Origin of the sequence: Stutzerimonas stutzeri, assembly GCF_000219605.1 — a bacterium.
GTDB classification, from domain to species: domain Bacteria; phylum Pseudomonadota; class Gammaproteobacteria; order Pseudomonadales; family Pseudomonadaceae; genus Stutzerimonas; species Stutzerimonas stutzeri.
This window is the reverse complement of sequence record NC_015740.1, coordinates 2102138-2121881: the sequence shown is the minus strand read 5'-3', so window position 1 is coordinate 2121881 and position 19744 is coordinate 2102138. Positions and strand designations below refer to the sequence as shown.

Below are 19744 nucleotides of genomic sequence, written 5' to 3'. Positions count from 1 at the left end.
GGTTCCAATCGATGCACTGCTTGTAGGAACAGCAGCTGCCTTGCGGTGTTGCCCGGTCTTGCCGGCGTAGAGCCTACGACCATCGTTTTCATAAGGGGTTCGCAGCGAACGCAACGGAGGAATGCAGAAAAGATGCCCGTTCACTGACGTCTTTTCCAAACGCCTGCCAGACGGGTCGGCAACGCTAATATCGCTTTGCCATTCTGTAAAGCGGCGCTATGTCTCATGCCCGTTTGCACCGGCGTGATGCATGACGCCGCTTCTGTTCTTTAGCAGTGCGCGGTTACAGCAAGATGCCAACTAGGACCGCCGCCCCTGCCCTCGAAATCATGACCTGAGTCAGTGAAAGCTGCATTTGCTCCGTCATTGGTCGAGCGACGTGGTTCACATTCTTCGGAAAGCAATACCATAGCGCGCGCCATAATGGCGCAAGGCTAGCACCGGCTTCGAAGTTTCAAGAATCCACGCTACTAGCCGATACGAGCTTCAGATCGCCCAGCTCGTTGCTGCGTCGTCATGGGAAACCAATAAAACAAGAGTGCAGTGACAGCTACCTTCCGCGTGGCAGTAGTACTAAGGAAAACCATGAACAACTCCGCCCCTCGACAAATGTCCGTGCAGACGAAGATCAACCTGGCGCTGGTGCTGGTGCTGGTGGCGATCATGTCGGCCTCGCTGTTCATCGCTGCCAGCACGGAGAAGCGGCTGGTTCTGCAGGTGGTCGAGCAGCAGACCAAGGATGCCGCCGACTCGTACTTCGACAGCATCAACACCATGATGCTGACCGGTACCATGGCGCAGCGCGAGGTGCTGCGAAACAAGATCCTGGCACGCCCCGGCGTCATCGATGCGCGCATCATCCGAGGCGATGAAGTGACCAAGGTGTTCGGTCCCGGTTACGCGCATCAGGCGCCTGCCGACGCGCTCGATCGTCAGGCGTTGACGGGCGAGTCGATCATTCAGGTCGACAAGAAGGATGGCGGCCGGGTGCTGACCGTGATCAACCCGATCCTTGCCCATGCCGACTACCGCGGAACCAACTGCCTGACCTGCCACCAGGTCGCCGAGAACGCCGTCATGGGCGCCGTGCGCATCAGCTACGACCTCAAGGCGCTGGATCAGGAGGTCGACCGCAATATCCTCGTCAGCGGCGCGATCCAGTTGTTGTTGCTGATTGTCGGCGTGGTGGTGATGTGCATGACCGTCCGCCATGTGATCCTGCGTCGTATCAACGCCATGCGCCACACCATGGACAGCATGGCCGAAGACGAGGACCTCAGCCGCAGTGTCGCGGTCGGTGCAAAGGATGAAATCGGCGCCATGGGCGATGCCTTCAACCGCATGATCGGCAAGTTCCGCCATAGCCTGGAAGCAGTCGCCGGGGTCACGCACCAGCTCACCGATGTGTCCGAACGCGTCTCCCATGTCGCGGAAAAGACCCTGGCCGCGGTCAACGACCAGCGCAGCGAGACCGATCTGGTCGCCTCGGCGATGAACGAGATGAGTGCCACCGTGCAGGAAGTGGCGCGCAACGCCAGCCATACGGCAACTGCTTCCACCGGAGCGGACAATGAATCGAAGGCCGGCGTGAAGGTCGCCAGCGAAGCGCTGGATGGTATCGAAGTGCTGATCGCCGAAATCGAAAAGGCCGCCGAGGTGATCCAGCGGGTCGAGAGCGACAGCGCCAGCATCGACATGGTGCTCGGCGTGATCAACGGCATCGCCGAGCAGACCAACCTGCTGGCGCTGAACGCCGCGATCGAAGCAGCCCGCGCCGGCGAACAGGGCCGCGGCTTCGCGGTGGTGGCTGACGAGGTGCGTACCCTCGCCTCGCGCACGCAGAAGTCCACCGAAGAAATTCAGGCCATGATCGAGCAGCTGCAAAGCGGCGTGCGCAACGCGGTACAGGCGATGAAGGAGGCGCAGCTGCGTGCGCGTTCCGGCTCGCAGTGCGTCGAGAAAGCCGCACAGAGCCTGAGCGTGATTGCCAACGAAGTGGGCACCATCAACGAGATGAACACCCAGATCGCCACGGCTGCCGAACAGCAGAGTGCGGTGGCCGAGGAGATCAACCGCAACATCACCACCATCAGCCGCATTGCCGACACCACCTCGGCCGACGCGGCACAAACCTCGCAGATCAGCGATGAACTGGTGCGCCTGGCTACCGAACTGAACCGTCTGGTCGGCCAGTTCAAGCTCTGAGCACGCACGCGAGGCCAGCCGCGGTCTCGCGTCTTCTGCGCCCTGCATCCCGCCCAGCGGTGCGGTGCGGGGCGCTATTCTTGATCTGAGACAGTCGGCGCATGAGGCCTGATCGTCCATAATTCGCGCCCATGACCTGCCTGAGCCGGAAACACCCGAGGGTGGCACCGCGTTCCGCTTCCGGCTCCGAATTCAACCCTTAGGTGAAACGAACAATGGACCAACTGCCGAGCTTCAACCGGGCCCTGGTCGAGAAATACGACCGTCCCGGTCCACGCTACACGTCCTACCCTACTGCCCCGCAGTTCCATCAGGCCTTCGCCGAGGACGACTACCGCGCTGCCGCTGCGCGCAGCAATCAGGCGCAGCCGCCCAAGCCGCTGTCGGTGTACATCCACATCCCGTTCTGCAAGAGCCTGTGCTACTACTGCGCCTGCAACAAGATCATCACCCACAAGACCGAGCGCGCCGTCGAGTACCTCGAGTACCTCAAGCGCGAGATCGCCATGCAGGGTGCGCTGTTCGACCGCTCGCGCAAGCTGACCCAGCTGCACCTGGGCGGTGGCACACCGACCTATTTCACCAGCGAACAGCTGGCCGACCTGATGGCGAGCCTGCATCAGGCGTTCAACATGGATGACAGCGACAGCCACGAGTTCTCCCTTGAGGTGGACCCGCGCACCGTCACCCCGGAGCAGATCCACGGCTTGCGCAAGCTCGGCTTCAACCGCCTGAGCTTCGGCGTGCAGGACTTCGACGAGCAGGTGCAGATCGCCGTCAACCGCATCCAGACCGAGGAGCAGACCCGCGAACTGGTCCAGGCCGCCCGTGATGCGCGCTTCAAGTCGGTCAGCGTCGACCTGATCTACGGCCTGCCCCTGCAGACCGTCGCCAGCTTCGATGCCACGCTGAGCAAGATCATCGACATCCGCCCGGACCGCATCGCCGCGTACAGCTACGCGCACCTGCCGGATCTGGTGCGCGCGCAGAAGCTGATTCGCCCCGAGGACATGCCGCCGCCCGAGCGCAAACTGGAACTGCTGGAGCTGACCATTCAGCGCCTGACCGCGGCTGGCTACGTCTACATCGGCATGGACCACTTCTCGCTACCCGAGGACGAGCTGACCCTGGCCCGCGCCAACGGCACTCTGCAGCGCAACTTCCAGGGCTACTCCACCCATGCCGACTGCGACCTGATCGGGCTGGGCATTTCCTCCATCGGCAAGGTCGCCGACAGCTACAGCCAGAACGTCAAGGAGCTCTCGCAGTACTACGCGCGACTGAACGACGGCATGCTGCCGGTGCACCGTGGTTACAAGCTGAGCGACGACGATCGGCTGCGCCGCGATGTGATCGTCTCGTTGATGTGCCATGGGCGTATCGATTACCGGCAGATCGAACAGAAGCACGGCATCGACTTCCGCAGCTATTTTGCCGACTCGCTGGCCAAACTGGCCGAGCCGGTCGCCGATGGTCTGGTGGAGCTGCGCGACGATGCGCTGATTCTGCTGCCGCAGGGGCAGCTGATGATGCGCAACGTCGCCATGGCTTTCGATGCCTATCTCGGTGGCGAGCAGCGCGGGCGCTTCTCGCGCACCGTCTGATCCTTCCATCGCGTCCGGGGCGACGCCCACGCCGCCCCTTCCGCTGATCACCGGCCATTGCCAAATACCGCTCGAACTGTATAAATAGCCAGCTTTCGAGCGGGCCGCCCGCGCCCCAGTTTTACCGGATGTGCGATGCGTCAGGCCCTGGAAAACTCCTTCTACTATCTCGACAACTTTCAGCAGGTCCTGGCCTGGGTGGACCAGCATCATGGCGACCTGCTGGACGACGCCGAACGCGCCTTCATCGGGCGTTTCGCTCTGTTGCCGCAGGCGTCCCAGGCATTGCTGGTGCGCATGGTGATGCGCAAGGGCGCGCTGTTCCGCGCCAGCAAACTGCACTACGGGGAGATCGGCTGTCCACGTCGGGCGGCAGCGCCATTGATCGAGCAGGGCTGGATCGATGCCGAGCGTGAGCTGACGCTGGAACAGCTGTTCGGCCTGCTGACCAAGGGCGAACTGCTGCAGCTGTTCGGCGTCACGAACTCGGCCGGCCTGCGCAAGGCCGAGCTGTTCGAAAGGCTGCGCGCCGACCATGACTTGGCCAAGCCCTTCGGGCAATGGTGGGCGGGCTCCGAGGACGCGGTGTACAGCCTGTGCATCGACGAACTCTGCGAGCGGCTGCGCCTGCTGTTCTTCGGCAATATCCATCAGGACTGGTCGGAGTTCGTGCTGGCTGATCTGGGCGTTTATCGCTACGAGCAGGTGTCCTTTTCCCCCGCCTCACGAGCGTTCAGTTCGCGTGCCGAGCTGGACGCCTACCTGCATCTGCATCGCTGTCGCGAGCGCTTCGATGCCGGCGAGCCGCTGGCGGAGATACTGGCGGCTGTACCGGCCGCGCCGTTCGGCAATGCCTGGCTGGAAAGCCGCCGCGGCAAACTGCTGCTGCGCATCGGTCAGCAGTTCGAACGGCTCGGCCAGCTCGACGACGCCTTGCGCGTGCACGCGTCCAACGGTTATCCCGGTGCGCGTGAGCGGGCAATTCGTGTATTGGAGCGCGGCGGCCAGCCAGCGGCCGCGCTGGATCTGTTGCTTCAGGCCCGGGCCGCGCCGGAAAGCGAACATGAAGTGCAGCAGCTGCAGCGCATCCTCCCACGTCTGCAGCGCAGCCTGGGCATTCCGACCGAACGTGCACGCAGCCGCAAGCCGGAACAGCTCGATCTGGTCCTGCCGAGGCCTACCTGCAGCGTCGAGCAGGCGGTGCGCGAGCATCTGACGAGGCCGGATGCGCCGGTGTATTACGTGGAGAACGCCCTGGTCGGCTCGCTGTTCGGCCTACTCTGCTGGGACGCGATCTTCGCGCCGTTGCCGGGCGCGTTCTTTCACCCGTTCCACTGGGCGCCGGCCGACCTGAACCGCGCGGACTTCCACCAGCGCCGCGCCGATCTGTTCGCCGCCTGCCTGGCCTGCCTCGACAGCGACGACTACCGTGACTGCATCTGGCGCACCTTCCAGGCGAAGCTCGGCATTCATAACGCGTTCGTCACCTGGGGCCTGCTCGACGAACAACTGTTGGCGCAGGCGCTGGACTGCATTCCCGCCGCGCACCTGAAGCTGCTGTTCCAGCGCATCCTGGCGGACGTCACTGGCAATCGCACCGGCCTGCCGGATCTGATCCAGCTGTGGCCGGAAGCGCGCCGCTATCGCATGATCGAAGTGAAGGGCCCGGGCGATCGCCTGCAGGACAACCAGAAGCGCTGGATCGACTACGCCCATCAGCACGGTCTGCCCATTGCGGTCTGCCATGTCCAGTGGGCCGAGGCCATGGCGTGAGCTATCGGGTCGCGGTGCGCGCGCTCTGCGAATTCACGGCCAAGGTCGGCGATCTGGATCTGCGCTTCACGCCCTCGCCCACCGCGCTGGAAGGCATCGCCGGGCACGCCCAGGTCACCGCCAGGCGTGGCGATGGCTACGAGCGCGAGATCGCCCTGGAGGGGCAATACGGGCAACTGAGCGTGCGCGGCCGTGCCGATGGCTACGACCCGGCGCGCAATCGCCTGGAAGAGATCAAGACCTTTCGCGGCGACCTGGAACGCCAGCCCGCCAATCATCGCCAGTTGCACTGGGCGCAGGCGAAGATCTATGGCTGGCTGCTGTGTCAGACACGCGGGCTCGATGAACTCGAACTGGCACTGGTCTATTTCGACGTCACCAGCCACAAGGAAACGCTGTTCGTCGAGCGTCACACCGCAGCACAGCTGCGCGTGTTCTTCGAGACCCAGTGTCAGGCGTTCATCGATTGGGCCGCACAGGAAATGGCCCACCGCGCTGCGCGCGACCAGGCACTTTCCGCCCTGCGCTTTCCCCACGACGACTTTCGTACCGGCCAGCGGCAACTGGCCGAGGCGGTGTACAAGGCTGCCTGCACGGGCACCACGCTCATGGCGCAGGCGCCTACCGGCATCGGCAAGACGCTTGGCACCCTGTTCCCGCAGCTCAAGGCATTTCCGGGGCAGCGGCTGGACAAGCTGTTCTTTCTGGCCGCCAAGACGTCCGGTCGACGCCTGGCACTGGATGCGCTGCAGACGCTGCAACGCAACGCCAACCATGGACTGCGGGTACTGGAGCTGGTGGCGCGCGAAAAGACCTGCGAACACCCGGACAAGGCCTGTCATGGCGAATCCTGCCCGCTCGCCCGCGGCTTTTACGACCGCCTGCCCGCGGCGCGGGCCGCCGCGCTGGGGCAGGCCCTGCTCGACCAGGCGGCCCTGCGCGAAGCGGCGCTTGCCCATCAGGTCTGTCCCTATTACCTCAGCCAGGAGCTGGCACGCTGGGCGGACGTGGTGGTCGGTGACTACAACTACTACTTCGATAGCAGCGCCCTCCTCCACGGCCTGGCGCTGGCCAACGACTGGCGCATCTGCCTGCTGGTGGACGAGGCGCACAACCTGATTGACCGGGCACGTGGCATGTACAGCGCCGAGCTCGATCAGCGCGCCTTCGCCGGCCTCGCCAGCCAGGCGCCAGCACCCTTGAAGCGGCCGCTGGGGCGCGTGCAGCGCTGCTGGAACGAGCTGCATCGCGAGCAGCTGGCGGACTACCAGGTGCAACCGGAGTTGCCGCTCAAGCTGCTGGGCGCGCTGCAACAGGCGGTCAGCGCCATCACCGACTATCTGGGCGAGCAACCCGCAGGGCTGGATGCGGAACTGCAACGGGCCTATTTCGACGCCATGCATTTCTGCCGTGTCGCCGAGCTGTTCGGTGAACACTCTCTGTTCGACATCAGCCTGTTGCCGGCGACTGCTCGCAGCAAGGCCCGTCGTTCGATCCTTTGCCTGCGCAATGTGGTTCCCGCCCCCTTTCTGGCTCCCCGCCTGGCGCAGGCGCGTTCCAGCGTGCTGTTCTCCGCCACGCTGAGCCCGCGCAGGTTCCACGCCGACATGCTGGGCCTGCCCGCCGGCAGTGCCTGGATCGATGTCGAGTCGCCGTTCCAAAGCCGGCAACTGCGCGTCTGCCTGGCCGAGCATGTCTCGACCCGTTATCAGCACCGGCAGGCCTCGCTGGGCGCCGTGGTCGAACTGATTGCCCGTCAGTACCGCGAGCGGCCCGGCAACTACCTGGCCTTCTTCAGCAGCTTCGATTACCTGCAACAGGTCGCCGCGCTGCTGCGCGAGCAATGCCCGGACGTACCCTTCTGGGAGCAGACCCGCGGCATGCAGGAAGCGGCGCGCAATGCCTTTCTCGATCGCTTCACCGAACACAGCGAAGGCATCGGTTTCGCCGTGCTTGGCGGCGCCTTCGCCGAAGGTATCGACCTGCCCGGCCAGCGCCTGATCGGTGCCTTCGTCGCGACCCTTGGCCTGCCGCAGGTCAACCCGGTCAACGAACAATTCAAGATACGGCTCGACGAGCTGTTCGGGCGCGGCCACGGTTACGACTACACCTATCTCTACCCTGGTTTGCAAAAGGTCGTGCAGGCCGCCGGCCGAGTGATCCGCACACAGCAGGACGAGGGCGTCGTGCATCTGATCGACGATCGTTTTGGCCGTCCGCAGGTGCGTCGCCTGCTGCCCGGGTGGTGGGCCTTGTCTGGCAGTTCTGGTGGTTGAACGCCGGTCGTTCTGGTTGCGTGGGCCTCGGAGGCTGGTTATAGTCCTGCGCCGCCGATTCCCCATCGGCGCGCTGCGACGCAGCCTACGCCCGGATGGCGAAATTGGTATACGCAAGGGACTTAAAATCCCTCATCCGAAAGGGTATGCGGGTTCGACCCCCGCTCCGGGCACCAAACTTCCGTTGGTTCCAGCAACTGGCGCCGGCGCAGCCCATTCGAATATCCCTCCTGTATATCCCATCAGCCGCTCAAAGATCGGTTGCGCTCGATTGTGCGTACTTCAAGCCCTTCACGTTTGTTGGGCGTTAAGTTGCGGACAATATCGGCGTCTCTATAAATCTGTAGAATAAATTTGTGCTAATCTGTATCTACAGAAACAAACTGTCGGAACCATTGCGATGTCAGCCAGCCTTCAAGTAGCCGCTTTTTCCAAGGATCAATGCACAACTGGATTGCGCGCTGCGGTGAATATTCTGGACAAATGGCAGGCCACGACTGAACAGGCCTGTCGAATTCTGCGTATCTCCCGCAGCACTCATGCGCGCGCCAAGTTGCGTAATGCCGACTGGTCGGTGAGCCTGGATCCGGATCAGATGCAGCGCATCAGTTTCATCCTCAATATCCACGCCGCTCTGCGACTGATCTTCGATAATCCGGAGAACACCTACGGTTTCCCTGGAATGCCCAATCACAACGAGTTCTTCAACGGCCGTTCACCGCTGGCGGTCATGGCGCAGGGCGACATGATTTCGCTGTACGAGACATTTCGGCGGATCGACAGCCTGCGGGGCGCGCAGTGGTAGTGCCGAAGCGGCTGCCGATTCGGCCACCGGCGAAGCTGCAGGCGTATCGATTGGTGAACTCGAAGTTTCCGCCCATCGAGCTGTTCGATGACGTGGCCGACGCCGATGAGTTCGACATGCTTTATCAGCTCCAGGCCCTGACGAACCCGCGCCTGCACAACGAGACCGGCCGACTCGAGCTGATTCCCCGCGACGAGATCCCGTTCGGCATTCCCGGCTGCTCCTATGCCACCGCTCCGTTCACCCATGTGAATCCCTCAGGCTCGCGTTTCAGCGATGGCAGTTACGGCGTGCTCTACCTGGCCGACAGCATGGAAACGGCCCTGGCCGAAGTGCGCCATCACCAGGAACTGTACTGGTCCGGCGTGGTGGGTCTGAACTTCGAGCGCTTCGTCTTTCGCGGATTGTCGTGCCAATTCGACGAGGCAGGCCTGCTGGATGCCACGACCGTCGCGCTGACCGACCCGATCTACGATCCGAGCGATTATTCCGCGGCGCGCCAGTTCGGTCGTCAGCTCCGGCAGGACGGCTTTGCAGGTCTGCGCTACCGCTCGGTGCGCAAGCCTGGCCAGCATTGCTGGGCGCTCATGACGCCGCGCAATGTGCTCTCCATTGTCCAGACCGCTCATTACGAGATGATCTGGAACGCCGGCATTACCAGTGTGAGCGCCATCGGCGAGGTTTCGCCGTAGGCCCACCCCGGCGCCGCTCGTCCGCACGTGCGGCACTGCCAACCAGCTGTAACAAACGCCGCGCATCCTTTGCTCAAGGACTCCCCCACGGCGCACGGACGCTCCCCCGAACAGACGATGTGAGGACGCGACGATGAGCAAGCGATCACTCGAAGAACTGGTAACCCGTTCGGATATCAGCGCACTGCAGCCGATGGCGCACTGGCGTCGTGGTCGTCGCAGCGGGCAGGAAAAAACGGGGCCGAACGCTGCGGCGCTGATCCAGCGTGCCGCAACCGATATCGGCATGTTGAAAGCTGCCATTGCGCATTAAGCGAAACGCTGACTTCTGAGCCACATGCAGCCCGAAGCGGGCTGCAATGCCCGCGGCAGAGCATTTTTTCAGCCTTGACTGCTGTGGCAAAAATAGTAAGCAGCCTATCGTTCGCTCCGATGCCAACCAAGGGAGCAACACATGAGAAAGCTGCGTCCACATCATCTGACACCCTGCCTGCTTAGCGTCGGGCTGTTCTGCAGTCCGGCGATCCTCGCCGGCGAGAACTTCAGCGATCTGTTCACCGATGCCAAGCCGATTCTGGATCTGCGCTATCGCTACGAGCACATCGACCAGGACAACGCGCTGAAACATGCCAATGCGCAGACGCTGCGCACCCGCATCGGCTTCCAGACCGGTCAGTGGTATGGCCTGTCCGCGCTGGTCGAGGCCGACAACGTCAGCCGCCTGGGCGACGCGGCGTACAACAGCACACGCAACGGCCAGACCGACTATTCGACCGTTCCGGACCCCGACGGCAGCGAGATCAATCAGGCGCTGCTGCGGTACGACCATGCGCTCGGCAATGCTGTGGTCGGGCGGCAGCGGATCAATCTGGACAATCAACGCTTCGTTGGTGGTGTCGCCTGGCGCCAGAACGAGCAGACCTACGACGGCGTGCTGGGCCAGCTGCAACCGCTCGACAAGCTGATGCTGACCTACGCCTACATCGATAACATCAACACGATCTTCGGCCCGGACGACAACCGTTTCGACAATCGCGCCAACCCGGCCAATATCGAAGGCCACAGCCATCTGTTCAACGCCCGCTACGCGCACTCACCGGAGCTGACGGCCACCGCCTACAGCTATCTGCTGGGACTGGACAACATCGCTAGCGCACCCACCGCCGCGCTCGGCACCCTGTCCAGCAAGACCACCGGCCTGCGTCTGAATGGTGCCCTCCACGGCATCAGCTATGCGCTTGAATATGCACGCCAGCAGGACTACGCCGGCAATCCTCAGGAGCTGAGCAGTGAGTACTACCTGGCCGAACTGGGCTATGCCCTCAAGGGTGCGACTCTGAAAGCGGGCGTGGAAGTCCTGGGTGGCGACTCGGGGCCGGGCAATCGGGCCTTCCAGACGCCATTGGCTACCAAGCACGCCTTTCAGGGCTGGGCCGATGCCTTCCTGCTGACGCCTGCGGACGGTGTGCAGGATGTCTATCTCGGCGGCACTCTGCCTTTGTTCGGTGGAACGCTGCAGGCCTGGTACCACGATTTCCGCGCCGAACGCGGCAGCCAGCAATACGGCGAGGAGATCAACGTCGCCTACAGCCATGCCATCCCGCTGGCCAAAGGACTGGTGGCCACCGTCAAGTACGCCGGCTACGACGCCGATGATTACTCGGTGGATACCGAGAAGCTCTGGGCGCAGCTGCAGTACAGCTATTGATCATGTCAGGCGGGTGCTCGGCGCCCGCCCTGCCCTAGCCGTCGTGTCGCGGCAACCACAGAGAGATAAGCGCGGCGAGCACTACGAAAAGGGACGACACCCACAGGCAAGCCTGCAGGCCGTAGGCCTGGAACACCCAACCCGAGAGCAGCGTGCCCACCAGCCGCCCCAGGGCGTTGGACATGTAGTAGAAACCCACGTCCAGTGAGACACCGTCCTCCTTGGCGTAGCTGACGATCAGATAGCTGTGCAGCGATGAATTCACCGCAAACAGCATGCCAAACAACATCAATCCTCCGATCAGCACCCACTGTGGCGACGCAGCCGTCGCCAGCCCGATCGCAATTGCCGCAGGCAATGCCGCCAGCGAAGCTGCCCATAGGCATGCCGCCCGACCATCCGGGACCTTGCCACTGCGTTTGCCGGTGATCGCCGGTGCGACCGACTGGACAATGCCGTAACCGATGATCCAGCACGCAAGGAAGCCGCCGACCATCCAGAAGTCCCAGCCGAAAACCGCGCTCAGATACACCGGCAAGGCCACCACGAACCACACGTCTCGCGCGCCGAACAGGAACAGGCGCGCCGCGGACAACACATTGATCGCGCGACTCTTGGACAGGATGTCGCGAAACTTGGGCTTGGCCTTGGCCTTGCCGAGATCCTTTTTCAGCAGCACCAGACTGGCCAGCCAGACCAGCGCCAGTACGGCAGCCATCGAGAGAACCGCACCGGCGAACCCCAGCAGCGTAAGAAGCGCGCCGCCAAGGAAGAAACCTACGCCCTTGAGGGCATTCTTCGAGCCGGTGAGAATCGCGACCCACTTATAGAGCGTGCCCTGCTGGCTGTCGGGTACCAACAGCTTGATCGAGCTCTTGGCGGACATCTTGTTCAGGTCTTTGGCGATGCCGGAAAGCGCCTGCGCACCCATTACCCAGGGCACGGTCAGCCATGAGGCCGGTACGGTGAGCATCAGCAGGGCCGCGACCTGCAGCGCCAAGCCGAGGTTCATCGTCCGGTTCAGACCAAGCCGCGCGCCGAGGTACCCGCCAATCAGGTTGGTGACGACGCCGAATATTTCGTAGAACAGGAACAGCGCGGCGATCTGCAAGGGCGAGTAGCCCAGCGCATGGAAGTGCAGCACTACCAACATGCGCAATGCGCCGTCGGTGAGTGTGAAGGCCCAGTAGTTACCGGTCACCACCAGGTACTGGCGGATTTCCGGCGCGAGACGTTGGAGAGCGTGCATGGCGGCGGCTCGAAGATGTGTACGGATCACTGATACAGGCGCGAACCCTCAGGGCGGGCTGCAACCCTCCCTAAGGGGATGTAACCTGCCCTACCGGACGTCGACGAGCCCGACCTTGCGCGCCAGTTCAACGGTGCGGTTGGCGTAGCCCCACTCGTTGTCGTACCACGCGTAGATCTTCACCTGCGTGCCGTTGACCACCATGGTCGACAGCGCATCGATGATCGACGAGCGCGGGTCGGTGCGGTAATCGATGGAAACCAGCGGCCGCTCCTCATACCCGAGGATGCCTTTCAGCTCGCCCTCTGCGGCGGCCTTGAGCAGCCGGTTCACCTCGGCGGCATCGGTAGCGCGCTCCACTTCGAACACGCAGTCGGTGAGCGAGGCATTGGCCAGCGGCACGCGCACGGCATGGCCGTTCAGCTTGCCGCGCAGCTCGGGAAATATCTCGGCGATCGCCGTGGCCGAGCCGGTGGTGGTGGGGATCAGACTCATGCCCGAGGCGCGGGCGCGGCGCAGATCCTTGTGTGGCTGATCAAGAATGCTCTGCGTATTGGTCAGATCATGGATGGTGGTGATCGAACCGTGGCGGATGCCCAGGTGCTCATGGATCACCTTGACCACCGGTGCCAGGCAGTTGGTGGTGCAGGACGCCGCGGTGACGATGCGGTGCTGCGCCGGATCGTACAGGCCGTCATTGACGCCCATGACGACGTTCAGCGCGCCCGCCTCCTTTACCGGCGCGCTGACCACCACGCGCTTGACCCCCTGCTCCAGATACTGCTGCAGCACCGCAACGGTCTTCATCTTGCCGCTCGCCTCGATGACAAGATCGCAGCCCGACCAATCGGTGTCGGCGATCGCCTTGTTGGCGCTGACCTTCACACGCTGGCCGTTGATGACCAGGCAGTCGCCGTCGGCGCTCGCCTCGTGCTGCCAGCGGCCATGCACAGAGTCGAAATTGAGCAGGTGCGCATGGGCGGCCGCATCGCCGGCCGGATCGTTGATCTGCACGAAATCCAGCTCCGGCCAATCCCAGGCCGCACGCAGGGCCAGGCGACCGATGCGGCCGAAACCGTTGATGCCTACTTTTATGCTCATGGATGACTCGCTCCTGAAATGATGGATCAGAGATTGCGCGGCGCGAACATGATGATCGCCATGCCCAGCAACGCCACGGCGCAGCCGAGCAGGTCCCACCCGGTGGGGCGAACCCCGTCGACCAGCCACAGCCAGACCAGTGCGACAGCGACGTAAACGCCACCGTAGGCGGCGTAGACCCGCCCGGCGGCGGTGGGGTGCAGTGACAGCAGCCAGGCGAACAGCGCCAGGGAAAGCGCCGCCGGAACCAGCAACCAGATACTCTTGCCTTGTTTCAGCCAGAGGTACGGCAGATAACAGCCAACGATCTCCGCTATCGCGGTAATGACGAACAAGCCGAGCGTATTCAGCATGAGAGGCCCGTCATGCGCCGAAGCGTTCGATCCAGCCGACATGCGCCGGATGCTGGATAGCCTTGGGGCGAAGCGCCTGGACGCAGGCGATGGCGGTCGCGCGCGGCACTTCGCGGTCGACCAGGATGCGTGCTGCGATCAGTCCGGTACGACCTGAACCACCCTTGCAGTGAATGGCGACGCGCTTGCCGGCATCCAGCAACTCATGGATCCGAGCTGCCGCCCCTTCCCAGGCTCGATCGAAGTCCGCCAGCGGCACCTGTTCGTCGGCCACGGGCAGGTGAAACCACTCGAGGTCGCGTTCGGCACAGAGTTGCGGCAGCTGGCTCGCGTCGTTACGGGCCAGTTCTTCGGCGGGCATCAAGGTGATCACTGCTTCGGCACCAGCCGCCTGCAGCGTGGCCAGCGCCTCGTCGAGGCTGCTGCCCTTGCTGCCGGGACACGGCGTGAAGATCAGCTGACCGGCACAGCCGGGTACATCGAGGATGTCGTAGGGATGGGACACGCGGGCGATTCCTGGAAGTCAGATTGAGCGTTGATTGACGCGACGGGACAGCGCTTCGGCCGACTCCTTGCGTTCCGAATAACGGTCGACCAGGTAATCGGCGCGACCGCGTACCAGCAGGGTGAACTTGATCAGCTCCTCCATCACATCCACCACGCGGTCGTAATAGGCCGAGGGCTTCATACGCCCTGCCTCGTCGAACTCGAGATAGGCCTTGGCCACTGAGGACTGGTTGGGGATGGTGAGCATGCGCATCCAGCGACCCAGCACGCGCATCTGATTGAGCGCATTGAATGACTGCGAGCCGCCGCTGACCTGCATGATCGCCAGCGTCTTGCCCTGAGTCGGGCGCAGCGCGCCCATGGCCAGCGGCACCCAGTCGATCTGGGCCTTGAACACTGCGCTCATCGAGCCATGCCGTTCCGGCGAGCACCACACCTGCCCCTCCGACCACTGCATCAGATCGCGCAGTTCCTGGACCTTCGGATGGCTGTCAGGTGCATCGTCCGGCAGTGGCAATCCGGATGGATTGAAGATGCGCGTCTCGGCACCGAAACGCTCCAGCAGCCGCGCCGCTTCCTGAACCAGCAAGCGACTGTAGGAGCGCTCCCGGTTGGAGCCATAGAGCAGCAGGATGCGCGGCTTGTGCGCAGGCCCGTCTGGGAGGCCCAGCTTGGCGAGATCCGGTAGATCGAGCAGCGCTGGATCGATGTTGGGTAGGTCGTCGTGCATGGGGTAATCCTGAAAATTGTGGCGAGTGAACGATGCGATTCAGCCACACACCGTCGCCCGCTCGGGACGATTGCGCATGCGCTCCAGACGCTGCACGTTGTCGCTCAGCCAGTTCTTGTTGGCAGCCAGAATCGGTTGCAGCATGTCCGTGACCCAGTCAGGCAGATGCGGATGGAGACGGTAATAGACCCACTGTCCCTGACGGCGATCTTCCAGCATGCCGCAGCTGCGCAGCATCGCCAGGTGACGGGAAATTTTCGGCTGGCTTTCATCCAGCGCGCAGGTCAGCTCGCACACGCACAACTCGCCTTCGCGGGCGATGAGCAAGGCGATGCGCACGCGAGTCTCGTCAGCCAGGCATTTGAATACGGTGGTAGGTGTCAGGTGCTCGATCACGAAAATACCCTTCTGACGCTTGCCGATCGGTTGATGATCGCGAAACGTATGCGTCGGCGAATATATTGCTTAACGCATATGCGAGTAAAGCGCAGGTTGCGCACAGGTACTGAAGGCACCCCCTGGCGTGGCGAATTTGCTCGGCGTAATGCAATCCGCGTATATTCCCAAGTTCGTATATAAGGCGAACCGAATGTCTTGGATGAAAGTCTGCTGATGTCAGCCCCCCATGTGCTCGATGTGATCATCATCGGCGCCGGGCAGTCGGCCCTGGCGACCGCGTACTTCATGCGGCGTACGGCGCTTTCCTACCTGCTGCTGGACGATCAACCCGCCCCGGGTGGCGCCTGGCTCCACGCCTGGAATTCGTTGAGGCTGTTCTCACCGGCGGCCTGGAGTTCGACCGCCGGCTGGCCGATGCCCACCCCCGTCGAACCGGGCAATCCGTCGCGCGACGATGTGATCGACTACCTGCAACGCTACGAGACCCGCTACAGCTTTCCCATTCAGCGCCCGGTTCATGTCGATGCGATCAGCCGCGTAGACGATCTATGGCAGGTTCAGGCCGGCGATCGGCGCTGGCTGGCCCGGGCAGTAATCAGTGCGACCGGCACCTGGAGCAAGCCTTTCATTCCGGACTATCCGGGGCGCGAGGCGTTCCAGGGGCTGCAATTGCATTCAGCGTACTACCGGGACCCTGCGCCCTTCTCCGGCAAGCGCGTGATGGTGGTCGGCGGCGGCAATTCCGCCGCGCAGATCCTGGCGGAACTCTCGAAGGTCGGCGAAACCATATGGGTCACTCAGGACCCACCGGCATTCCTTCCCGATGAGGTCGATGGTCGCGTGCTGTTCGAGCGTGCAACCGCGCGCTGGAAGGCTCAGCAGGAGGGCCGCAGCGTCGATGACCTGCCCGGCGGCTTCGGCGATATCGTCATGGTGCCCTCGGTGCTCGACGCGCGGGAACGTGGCGTGCTGGTAGCGCAACCGCCGTTTGTGCGCTTGCACGAAACTGCCGTCGAATGGGCGGACGGCCGTCAGACTCGCCTCGATGCGGTGGTCTGGTGCACCGGCTTTCGCCCGGCGCTCGATCATCTTCACCTGTGCGGGCTGGTGGAGGCCGACGGCAAGGTGCAGGTAGCAGGGACCCGAGCCGTGAAACAGCCCAATCTCTGGCTGGTCGGCTACGGCGAGTGGACCGGCACGGCATCTGCCACGCTGATCGGCGTTACGCGCAGCGCCCGAAGTACGGTCGACGAAGTGGTCGAAGCGCTGTCCGCACAATCCCGCTAGCGCGGCGACACAACCCACCACCTACAGAAAGAAAAGGTACGGTTCCAGATGTCCACTCAATGCGAAGTGACCAGCAAGCAGGCCGGGGCGCCACTGGGCTTCTTCGAGCGTTACCTCACCCTCTGGGTATTCCTCTGCATCATTGTCGGCACGCTGCTCGGGCTTGGCATGCCCGCTGCGGCACAGGCCGTGGGCGCCCTGGAAGTGGCCCACGTGAACATCCCGGTCGGCCTGCTGATCTGGGTGATGATCATCCCCATGCTGATGAAGATCGACTTCTCCGCCCTGCGGGAGGTCTACGCGCAGCGGGCGAGCATGGGCATCACGCTCTTCGTCAACTGGGCCATCAAGCCGTTCACCATGGCGCTGCTGGGCTGGCTGTTCATCAAACAGGTCTTCGCGCCCTGGCTTCCGGCCGCCGAACTGGACAGTTACATGGCCGGCTTGATCCTACTGGGCGCGGCGCCCTGCACCGCAATGGTCTTCGTATGGAGCAACCTCTGTAACGGCAACGCCAACTTCACCCTGACCCAGGTCGCACTGAACGACGTGGTGATGGTGTTCGCCTTCGCCCCGATCGTCGCACTGCTGCTCGGTGTGTCTTCGATTCCAGTGCCTTGGGACACGCTACTGCTCTCGGTAGTGATGTACATCGTCATCCCGCTGGCGATCGCCCAGATCATTCGCGCGCGCCTGCTCAAGCGCGGCGAAGAGGCATTCCACGCCGCCCTGGCAAGAGTGCAACCATTCTCCATCGTTGCGCTGCTGGCCACCCTGGTGCTGTTGTTCTCCTTCCAGGGAAAGGCCATCGTCGCCCAGCCGCTGATCATCGCCATGCTGGCCGTGCCCATCCTGCTGCAGACGCTGCTGATCGCCGGGCTGGGCTATTGGCTCAATCGCCGCTTCCAGGTGCGCCACGATGTGGCCGGGCCGTCGACCATGATCGGCGCCTCGAATTTCTTCGAGCTGGCGGTGGCCGTCGCCATCGTGCTCTACGGCTTCAACTCAGGTGCCGCACTGGCCACGGTGGTCGGCGTGCTGATCGAGGTGCCGGTGATGCTCTGGCTGGTGCGCAGCGTCAATCGCAGCCGCGACTGGTACAACCGCGCGCTGACGGCTAACCGAACATAGCCCTGCGCTTACCCTCCTCGCTTAACTACTGGCACCTTCATGTGCTTTTCCACGCTGACAGGAGTGCCAATCGTCGAAGGCCTTCGGAGCACTGGCGATTTTGCTCGCCGGCCCTGCGCTGCCCCTGCCGAACATGCTGGTGATTCACACGGTGCGGCGCACCCAAAAAAGAGGTGGTGTACTGCACGTTGGTGGTGGTCTATGCACCACTGATGTGAGGACGACGATAAACGGTTCCGGCTGTGCCAAGTGCCAGTAGCTCATTGCCAATACCGAAGCAGTGGCACGTCGCCTCGGTCTGGAATATCAGCTTGAGATGCCCGGGGGGCATGCGCACGCCGGCGCCCCTCTTCGAGGACAAGGTGCCCAGCAGCGACGAACTCCAGCAGCTGCTGGGCTGAACCTAGAACCGGGCCTCGCACATCGCATCATTTGATGCATTTAACGGCACGGAACCCTCCTGCACGGTTCGCGGCCTCATAAACTGAGCCATCAGGAGAAATGTGAAGTGTCCGATTCGATGACTTACCTGGCCATCGCAGCCGCGGTGGCGCTCATCGCGCTGAACTTGCTGGCGATCATCAGCGTGTTCAAAAGCGAGCGAAGCGTGGGCGCAAAGGCGCTCTGGGCGATCGGTATCGCCCTCTTCCCAGTACTGGGCCTGCTGTTCTGGCTGCTGGTTGGCGTTCGCCGCGTCCGCTGATCAGGGTTTCTGACCCAGCAGGTACAGCGCTCGTCCCAGTACGCGTACCGAATCGGCGTGCTTGCCGGCCTGATGCAACTGCTCACCTTCGGCGCGCAGTTCGCGCACCTGCTGCAGGGTGGCCGCGTCTTTCGGTGGGTTGGTCTTGAGCAGTTCGTCGATCTTGGCCATGTCCATGGGGCAATGCATCGCCAGCAGTGGCGAGCTGAACAGAATCGCGAAGGCAAAGGCTGAGAGGCGTCGCATGGCTATTCTCCTGAGCGAGATGCGCCCATGCAGTATAGATAGCAGCGGCGGAATCGCTTGCCGCCACTCACTGGCAGTACCGGTGGCCGCGCGTCCTGGGACGCAAAAGAAAAAGCCCCAAGCAACGAATTGCTTGGGGCTCTTCAATATGGAGGCCGATGTCGGAATCGAACCGGCGTACACGGATTTGCAATCCGCTGCATAACCACTCTGCCAACCGGCCTCAAAACGAAGGCGCCGCATGATTTCTGCGGCGCGATCTTACAAACTGGAGCGGGAAACGAGACTCGAACTCGCGACCCCGACCTTGGCAAGGTCGTGCTCTACCAACTGAGCTATTCCCGCGTTGTCTTGGTGACGGGCGCCATTCTATACGATCGAAAGCTGCCGTCAACCCTTTGATTAAAAAAGTTTTTATTTCTTTTCCGTAGTGCTCAGGTGCGGCCAGGCAGCCATCAGGTAATTGATCATCGACCACAGCGTCAACCCTGCCGCGACGATGAGCAATGCGTACCCCATGCCGACCCATATTGTCGGCTGCGGCGGATTGGCCAGCAGGATCACCAGCGCCACCATCTGCGCCGCGGTCTTCCATTTGCCGAGATTCGACACCGCGACCTGTGCGCGGGCACCGAGCTCGGCCATCCACTCCCGCAGTGCCGAGACGACGATCTCGCGGCCGATGATGATGGCGGCTGGCAGTGTCAGCCAGAGGTTGGAATGCTCTTCCACCAGCAGCACCAGGGCGACCGCCACCATCAGCTTGTCGGCGACAGGGTCGAGAAAGGCGCCGAACGGCGTGCTCTGCTCCAGCCGGCGCGCCAGATAGCCATCGAGCCAATCGGTAAGCGCCGCGATGGTGAACACGGCACTGGCGGCCAGGTAGCTCCAGTAGAACGGGAGATAGAAAAGCAGGATGAAGATGGGTATCAGCAGCACGCGCAGAACGGTGAGCAGGTTCGGGATATTCATCGG

Annotated in this window: 19 protein-coding genes and 3 tRNA genes; 12 read left to right on the top strand and 10 right to left on the bottom strand. The window is 62.9% G+C overall.

Annotated features, from left to right (window positions below):
- Window positions 1–585 precede the first annotated feature (585 nt).
- From PSTAB_RS09980 to PSTAB_RS09940, 9 genes are all read left to right on the top strand, one after another.
- Complete coding sequence (locus tag PSTAB_RS09980; protein WP_013982787.1) at window positions 586–2205, top strand: methyl-accepting chemotaxis protein; 1620 nt, start codon at window positions 586–588, stop codon at window positions 2203–2205.
- A gap of 215 nt (window positions 2206–2420) precedes the next feature.
- A complete protein-coding gene (gene hemN, locus PSTAB_RS09975; RefSeq protein ID WP_011913241.1) occupies window positions 2421–3809 on the top strand; it encodes an oxygen-independent coproporphyrinogen III oxidase in 1389 nt (462 codons plus the stop codon).
- 135 nt (window positions 3810–3944) lie between these two features.
- A complete protein-coding gene (locus PSTAB_RS09970; protein WP_013982786.1) occupies window positions 3945–5582 on the top strand; it encodes a VRR-NUC domain-containing protein in 1638 nt (545 codons plus the stop codon).
- Window positions 5579–7858, top strand: coding sequence for an ATP-dependent DNA helicase (locus PSTAB_RS09965; protein WP_013982785.1), 2280 nt, complete (start codon window positions 5579–5581; stop codon window positions 7856–7858). Before PSTAB_RS09970 ends, PSTAB_RS09965 begins: the two co-directional genes overlap by 4 nt.
- Before the next feature lie 89 nt (window positions 7859–7947).
- Window positions 7948–8034, top strand: a tRNA-Leu gene (locus PSTAB_RS09960).
- A gap of 224 nt (window positions 8035–8258) precedes the next feature.
- Window positions 8259–8663 (top strand): antitoxin Xre-like helix-turn-helix domain-containing protein, encoded by a 405-nt coding sequence (locus tag PSTAB_RS09955; protein ID WP_013982784.1) that lies wholly within the window; start codon window positions 8259–8261, stop codon window positions 8661–8663.
- The gene (locus PSTAB_RS09950) at window positions 8663–9355 is read left to right on the top strand and encodes an RES family NAD+ phosphorylase (RefSeq protein WP_041771731.1); all 693 of its coding nucleotides are present in this window, start codon (window positions 8663–8665) and stop codon (window positions 9353–9355) included. The genes PSTAB_RS09955 and PSTAB_RS09950 overlap by 1 nt, the downstream gene beginning before the upstream one ends.
- A gap of 133 nt (window positions 9356–9488) precedes the next feature.
- A complete protein-coding gene (locus tag PSTAB_RS09945; protein ID WP_013982782.1) occupies window positions 9489–9668 on the top strand; it encodes a hypothetical protein in 180 nt (59 codons plus the stop codon).
- A gap of 141 nt (window positions 9669–9809) precedes the next feature.
- The gene (locus PSTAB_RS09940) at window positions 9810–11063 is read left to right on the top strand and encodes an alginate export family protein (protein ID WP_013982781.1); all 1254 of its coding nucleotides are present in this window, start codon (window positions 9810–9812) and stop codon (window positions 11061–11063) included.
- Window positions 11064–11097: 34 nt separating this feature from the next.
- Here the strand turns inward: PSTAB_RS09940 and arsJ are convergent, their stop codons facing one another.
- The 6 genes from arsJ to PSTAB_RS09910 all read right to left on the bottom strand — a co-directional run bounded on the left by arsJ (window position 11098) and on the right by PSTAB_RS09910 (window position 15399).
- Window positions 11098–12312, bottom strand: coding sequence for an organoarsenical effux MFS transporter ArsJ (arsJ, locus tag PSTAB_RS09935; RefSeq protein ID WP_013982780.1), 1215 nt, complete (start codon window positions 12310–12312; stop codon window positions 11098–11100).
- 90 nt (window positions 12313–12402) lie between these two features.
- On the bottom strand, window positions 12403–13413 hold the full coding sequence (locus PSTAB_RS09930; RefSeq protein ID WP_013982779.1) for an ArsJ-associated glyceraldehyde-3-phosphate dehydrogenase: 1011 nt from the start codon (window positions 13411–13413) through the stop codon (window positions 12403–12405).
- 26 nt (window positions 13414–13439) lie between these two features.
- Window positions 13440–13766, bottom strand: coding sequence for a YnfA family protein (locus PSTAB_RS09925; protein WP_013982778.1), 327 nt, complete (start codon window positions 13764–13766; stop codon window positions 13440–13442).
- 10 nt (window positions 13767–13776) lie between these two features.
- On the bottom strand, window positions 13777–14271 hold the full coding sequence (locus tag PSTAB_RS09920) for a phosphatase domain-containing putative toxin (protein ID WP_013982777.1): 495 nt from the start codon (window positions 14269–14271) through the stop codon (window positions 13777–13779).
- Between the two features lie 18 nt (window positions 14272–14289).
- Entirely contained in the window at window positions 14290–15003 is a 714-nt protein-coding gene (gene arsH, locus PSTAB_RS09915) for an arsenical resistance protein ArsH (protein ID WP_011913230.1), read from the bottom strand.
- A gap of 39 nt (window positions 15004–15042) precedes the next feature.
- Window positions 15043–15399, bottom strand: coding sequence for a metalloregulator ArsR/SmtB family transcription factor (locus PSTAB_RS09910; RefSeq protein WP_011913229.1), 357 nt, complete (start codon window positions 15397–15399; stop codon window positions 15043–15045).
- A gap of 216 nt (window positions 15400–15615) precedes the next feature.
- Between PSTAB_RS09910 and PSTAB_RS09905 the strand changes: the two genes are divergently transcribed.
- The 3 genes from PSTAB_RS09905 to PSTAB_RS09895 all read left to right on the top strand — a co-directional run bounded on the left by PSTAB_RS09905 (window position 15616) and on the right by PSTAB_RS09895 (window position 18523).
- Entirely contained in the window at window positions 15616–16689 is a 1074-nt protein-coding gene (locus PSTAB_RS09905) for an ArsO family NAD(P)H-dependent flavin-containing monooxygenase (RefSeq protein ID WP_041771934.1), read from the top strand.
- A 48-nt stretch (window positions 16690–16737) separates the two neighbouring features.
- Entirely contained in the window at window positions 16738–17820 is a 1083-nt protein-coding gene (gene arsB / locus PSTAB_RS09900; protein ID WP_013982775.1) for an ACR3 family arsenite efflux transporter, read from the top strand.
- Between the two features lie 520 nt (window positions 17821–18340).
- Window positions 18341–18523: a PLDc N-terminal domain-containing protein gene (locus tag PSTAB_RS09895; protein WP_017245094.1), complete on the top strand. Its 183-nt coding sequence runs from the start codon at window positions 18341–18343 to the stop codon at window positions 18521–18523.
- Here the strand turns inward: PSTAB_RS09895 and PSTAB_RS09890 are convergent, their stop codons facing one another.
- The 4 genes from PSTAB_RS09890 to pgsA form a co-directional block, all read right to left on the bottom strand.
- Complete coding sequence (locus tag PSTAB_RS09890) at window positions 18524–18769, bottom strand: hypothetical protein (RefSeq protein ID WP_011913223.1); 246 nt, start codon at window positions 18767–18769, stop codon at window positions 18524–18526.
- 149 nt (window positions 18770–18918) lie between these two features.
- Window positions 18919–18992: transfer RNA gene (locus PSTAB_RS09885), tRNA-Cys, on the bottom strand.
- Between the two features lie 46 nt (window positions 18993–19038).
- Window positions 19039–19114, bottom strand: a tRNA-Gly gene (locus PSTAB_RS09880).
- A gap of 69 nt (window positions 19115–19183) precedes the next feature.
- Window positions 19184–19741, bottom strand: a complete 558-nt coding sequence (gene pgsA / locus PSTAB_RS09875) for a CDP-diacylglycerol--glycerol-3-phosphate 3-phosphatidyltransferase (RefSeq protein ID WP_013982772.1) — start codon at window positions 19739–19741, stop codon at window positions 19184–19186.
- Window positions 19742–19744: the final 3 nt, after the last annotated feature.

Bases quoted from the DNA above. Each gene is read 5' to 3' on its own strand.
- PSTAB_RS09980 (WP_013982787.1), top strand. From the start codon at position 586: ATGAACAACTCCGCCCCTCGACAAATGTCCGTGCAGACGAAGATCAAC.
- hemN (WP_011913241.1), top strand. From the start codon at position 2,421: ATGGACCAACTGCCGAGCTTCAACCGGGCCCTGGTCGAGAAATACGAC.
- PSTAB_RS09970 (WP_013982786.1), top strand. From the start codon at position 3,945: ATGCGTCAGGCCCTGGAAAACTCCTTCTACTATCTCGACAACTTTCAG.
- PSTAB_RS09955 (WP_013982784.1), top strand. From the start codon at position 8,259: ATGTCAGCCAGCCTTCAAGTAGCCGCTTTTTCCAAGGATCAATGCACA.
- PSTAB_RS09945 (WP_013982782.1), top strand. From the start codon at position 9,489: ATGAGCAAGCGATCACTCGAAGAACTGGTAACCCGTTCGGATATCAGC.
- PSTAB_RS09940 (WP_013982781.1), top strand. From the start codon at position 9,810: ATGAGAAAGCTGCGTCCACATCATCTGACACCCTGCCTGCTTAGCGTC.
- arsJ (WP_013982780.1), bottom strand. From the start codon at position 12,312: ATGCACGCTCTCCAACGTCTCGCGCCGGAAATCCGCCAGTACCTGGTG.
- PSTAB_RS09930 (WP_013982779.1), bottom strand. From the start codon at position 13,413: ATGAGCATAAAAGTAGGCATCAACGGTTTCGGCCGCATCGGTCGCCTG.
- PSTAB_RS09925 (WP_013982778.1), bottom strand. From the start codon at position 13,766: ATGCTGAATACGCTCGGCTTGTTCGTCATTACCGCGATAGCGGAGATC.
- arsH (WP_011913230.1), bottom strand. From the start codon at position 15,003: ATGCACGACGACCTACCCAACATCGATCCAGCGCTGCTCGATCTACCG.
- PSTAB_RS09905 (WP_041771934.1), top strand. From the start codon at position 15,616: ATGTCAGCCCCCCATGTGCTCGATGTGATCATCATCGGCGCCGGGCAG.
- arsB (WP_013982775.1), top strand. From the start codon at position 16,738: ATGTCCACTCAATGCGAAGTGACCAGCAAGCAGGCCGGGGCGCCACTG.
- PSTAB_RS09895 (WP_017245094.1), top strand. From the start codon at position 18,341: ATGACTTACCTGGCCATCGCAGCCGCGGTGGCGCTCATCGCGCTGAAC.
- PSTAB_RS09890 (WP_011913223.1), bottom strand. From the start codon at position 18,769: ATGCGACGCCTCTCAGCCTTTGCCTTCGCGATTCTGTTCAGCTCGCCA.
- pgsA (WP_013982772.1), bottom strand. From the start codon at position 19,741: ATGAATATCCCGAACCTGCTCACCGTTCTGCGCGTGCTGCTGATACCC.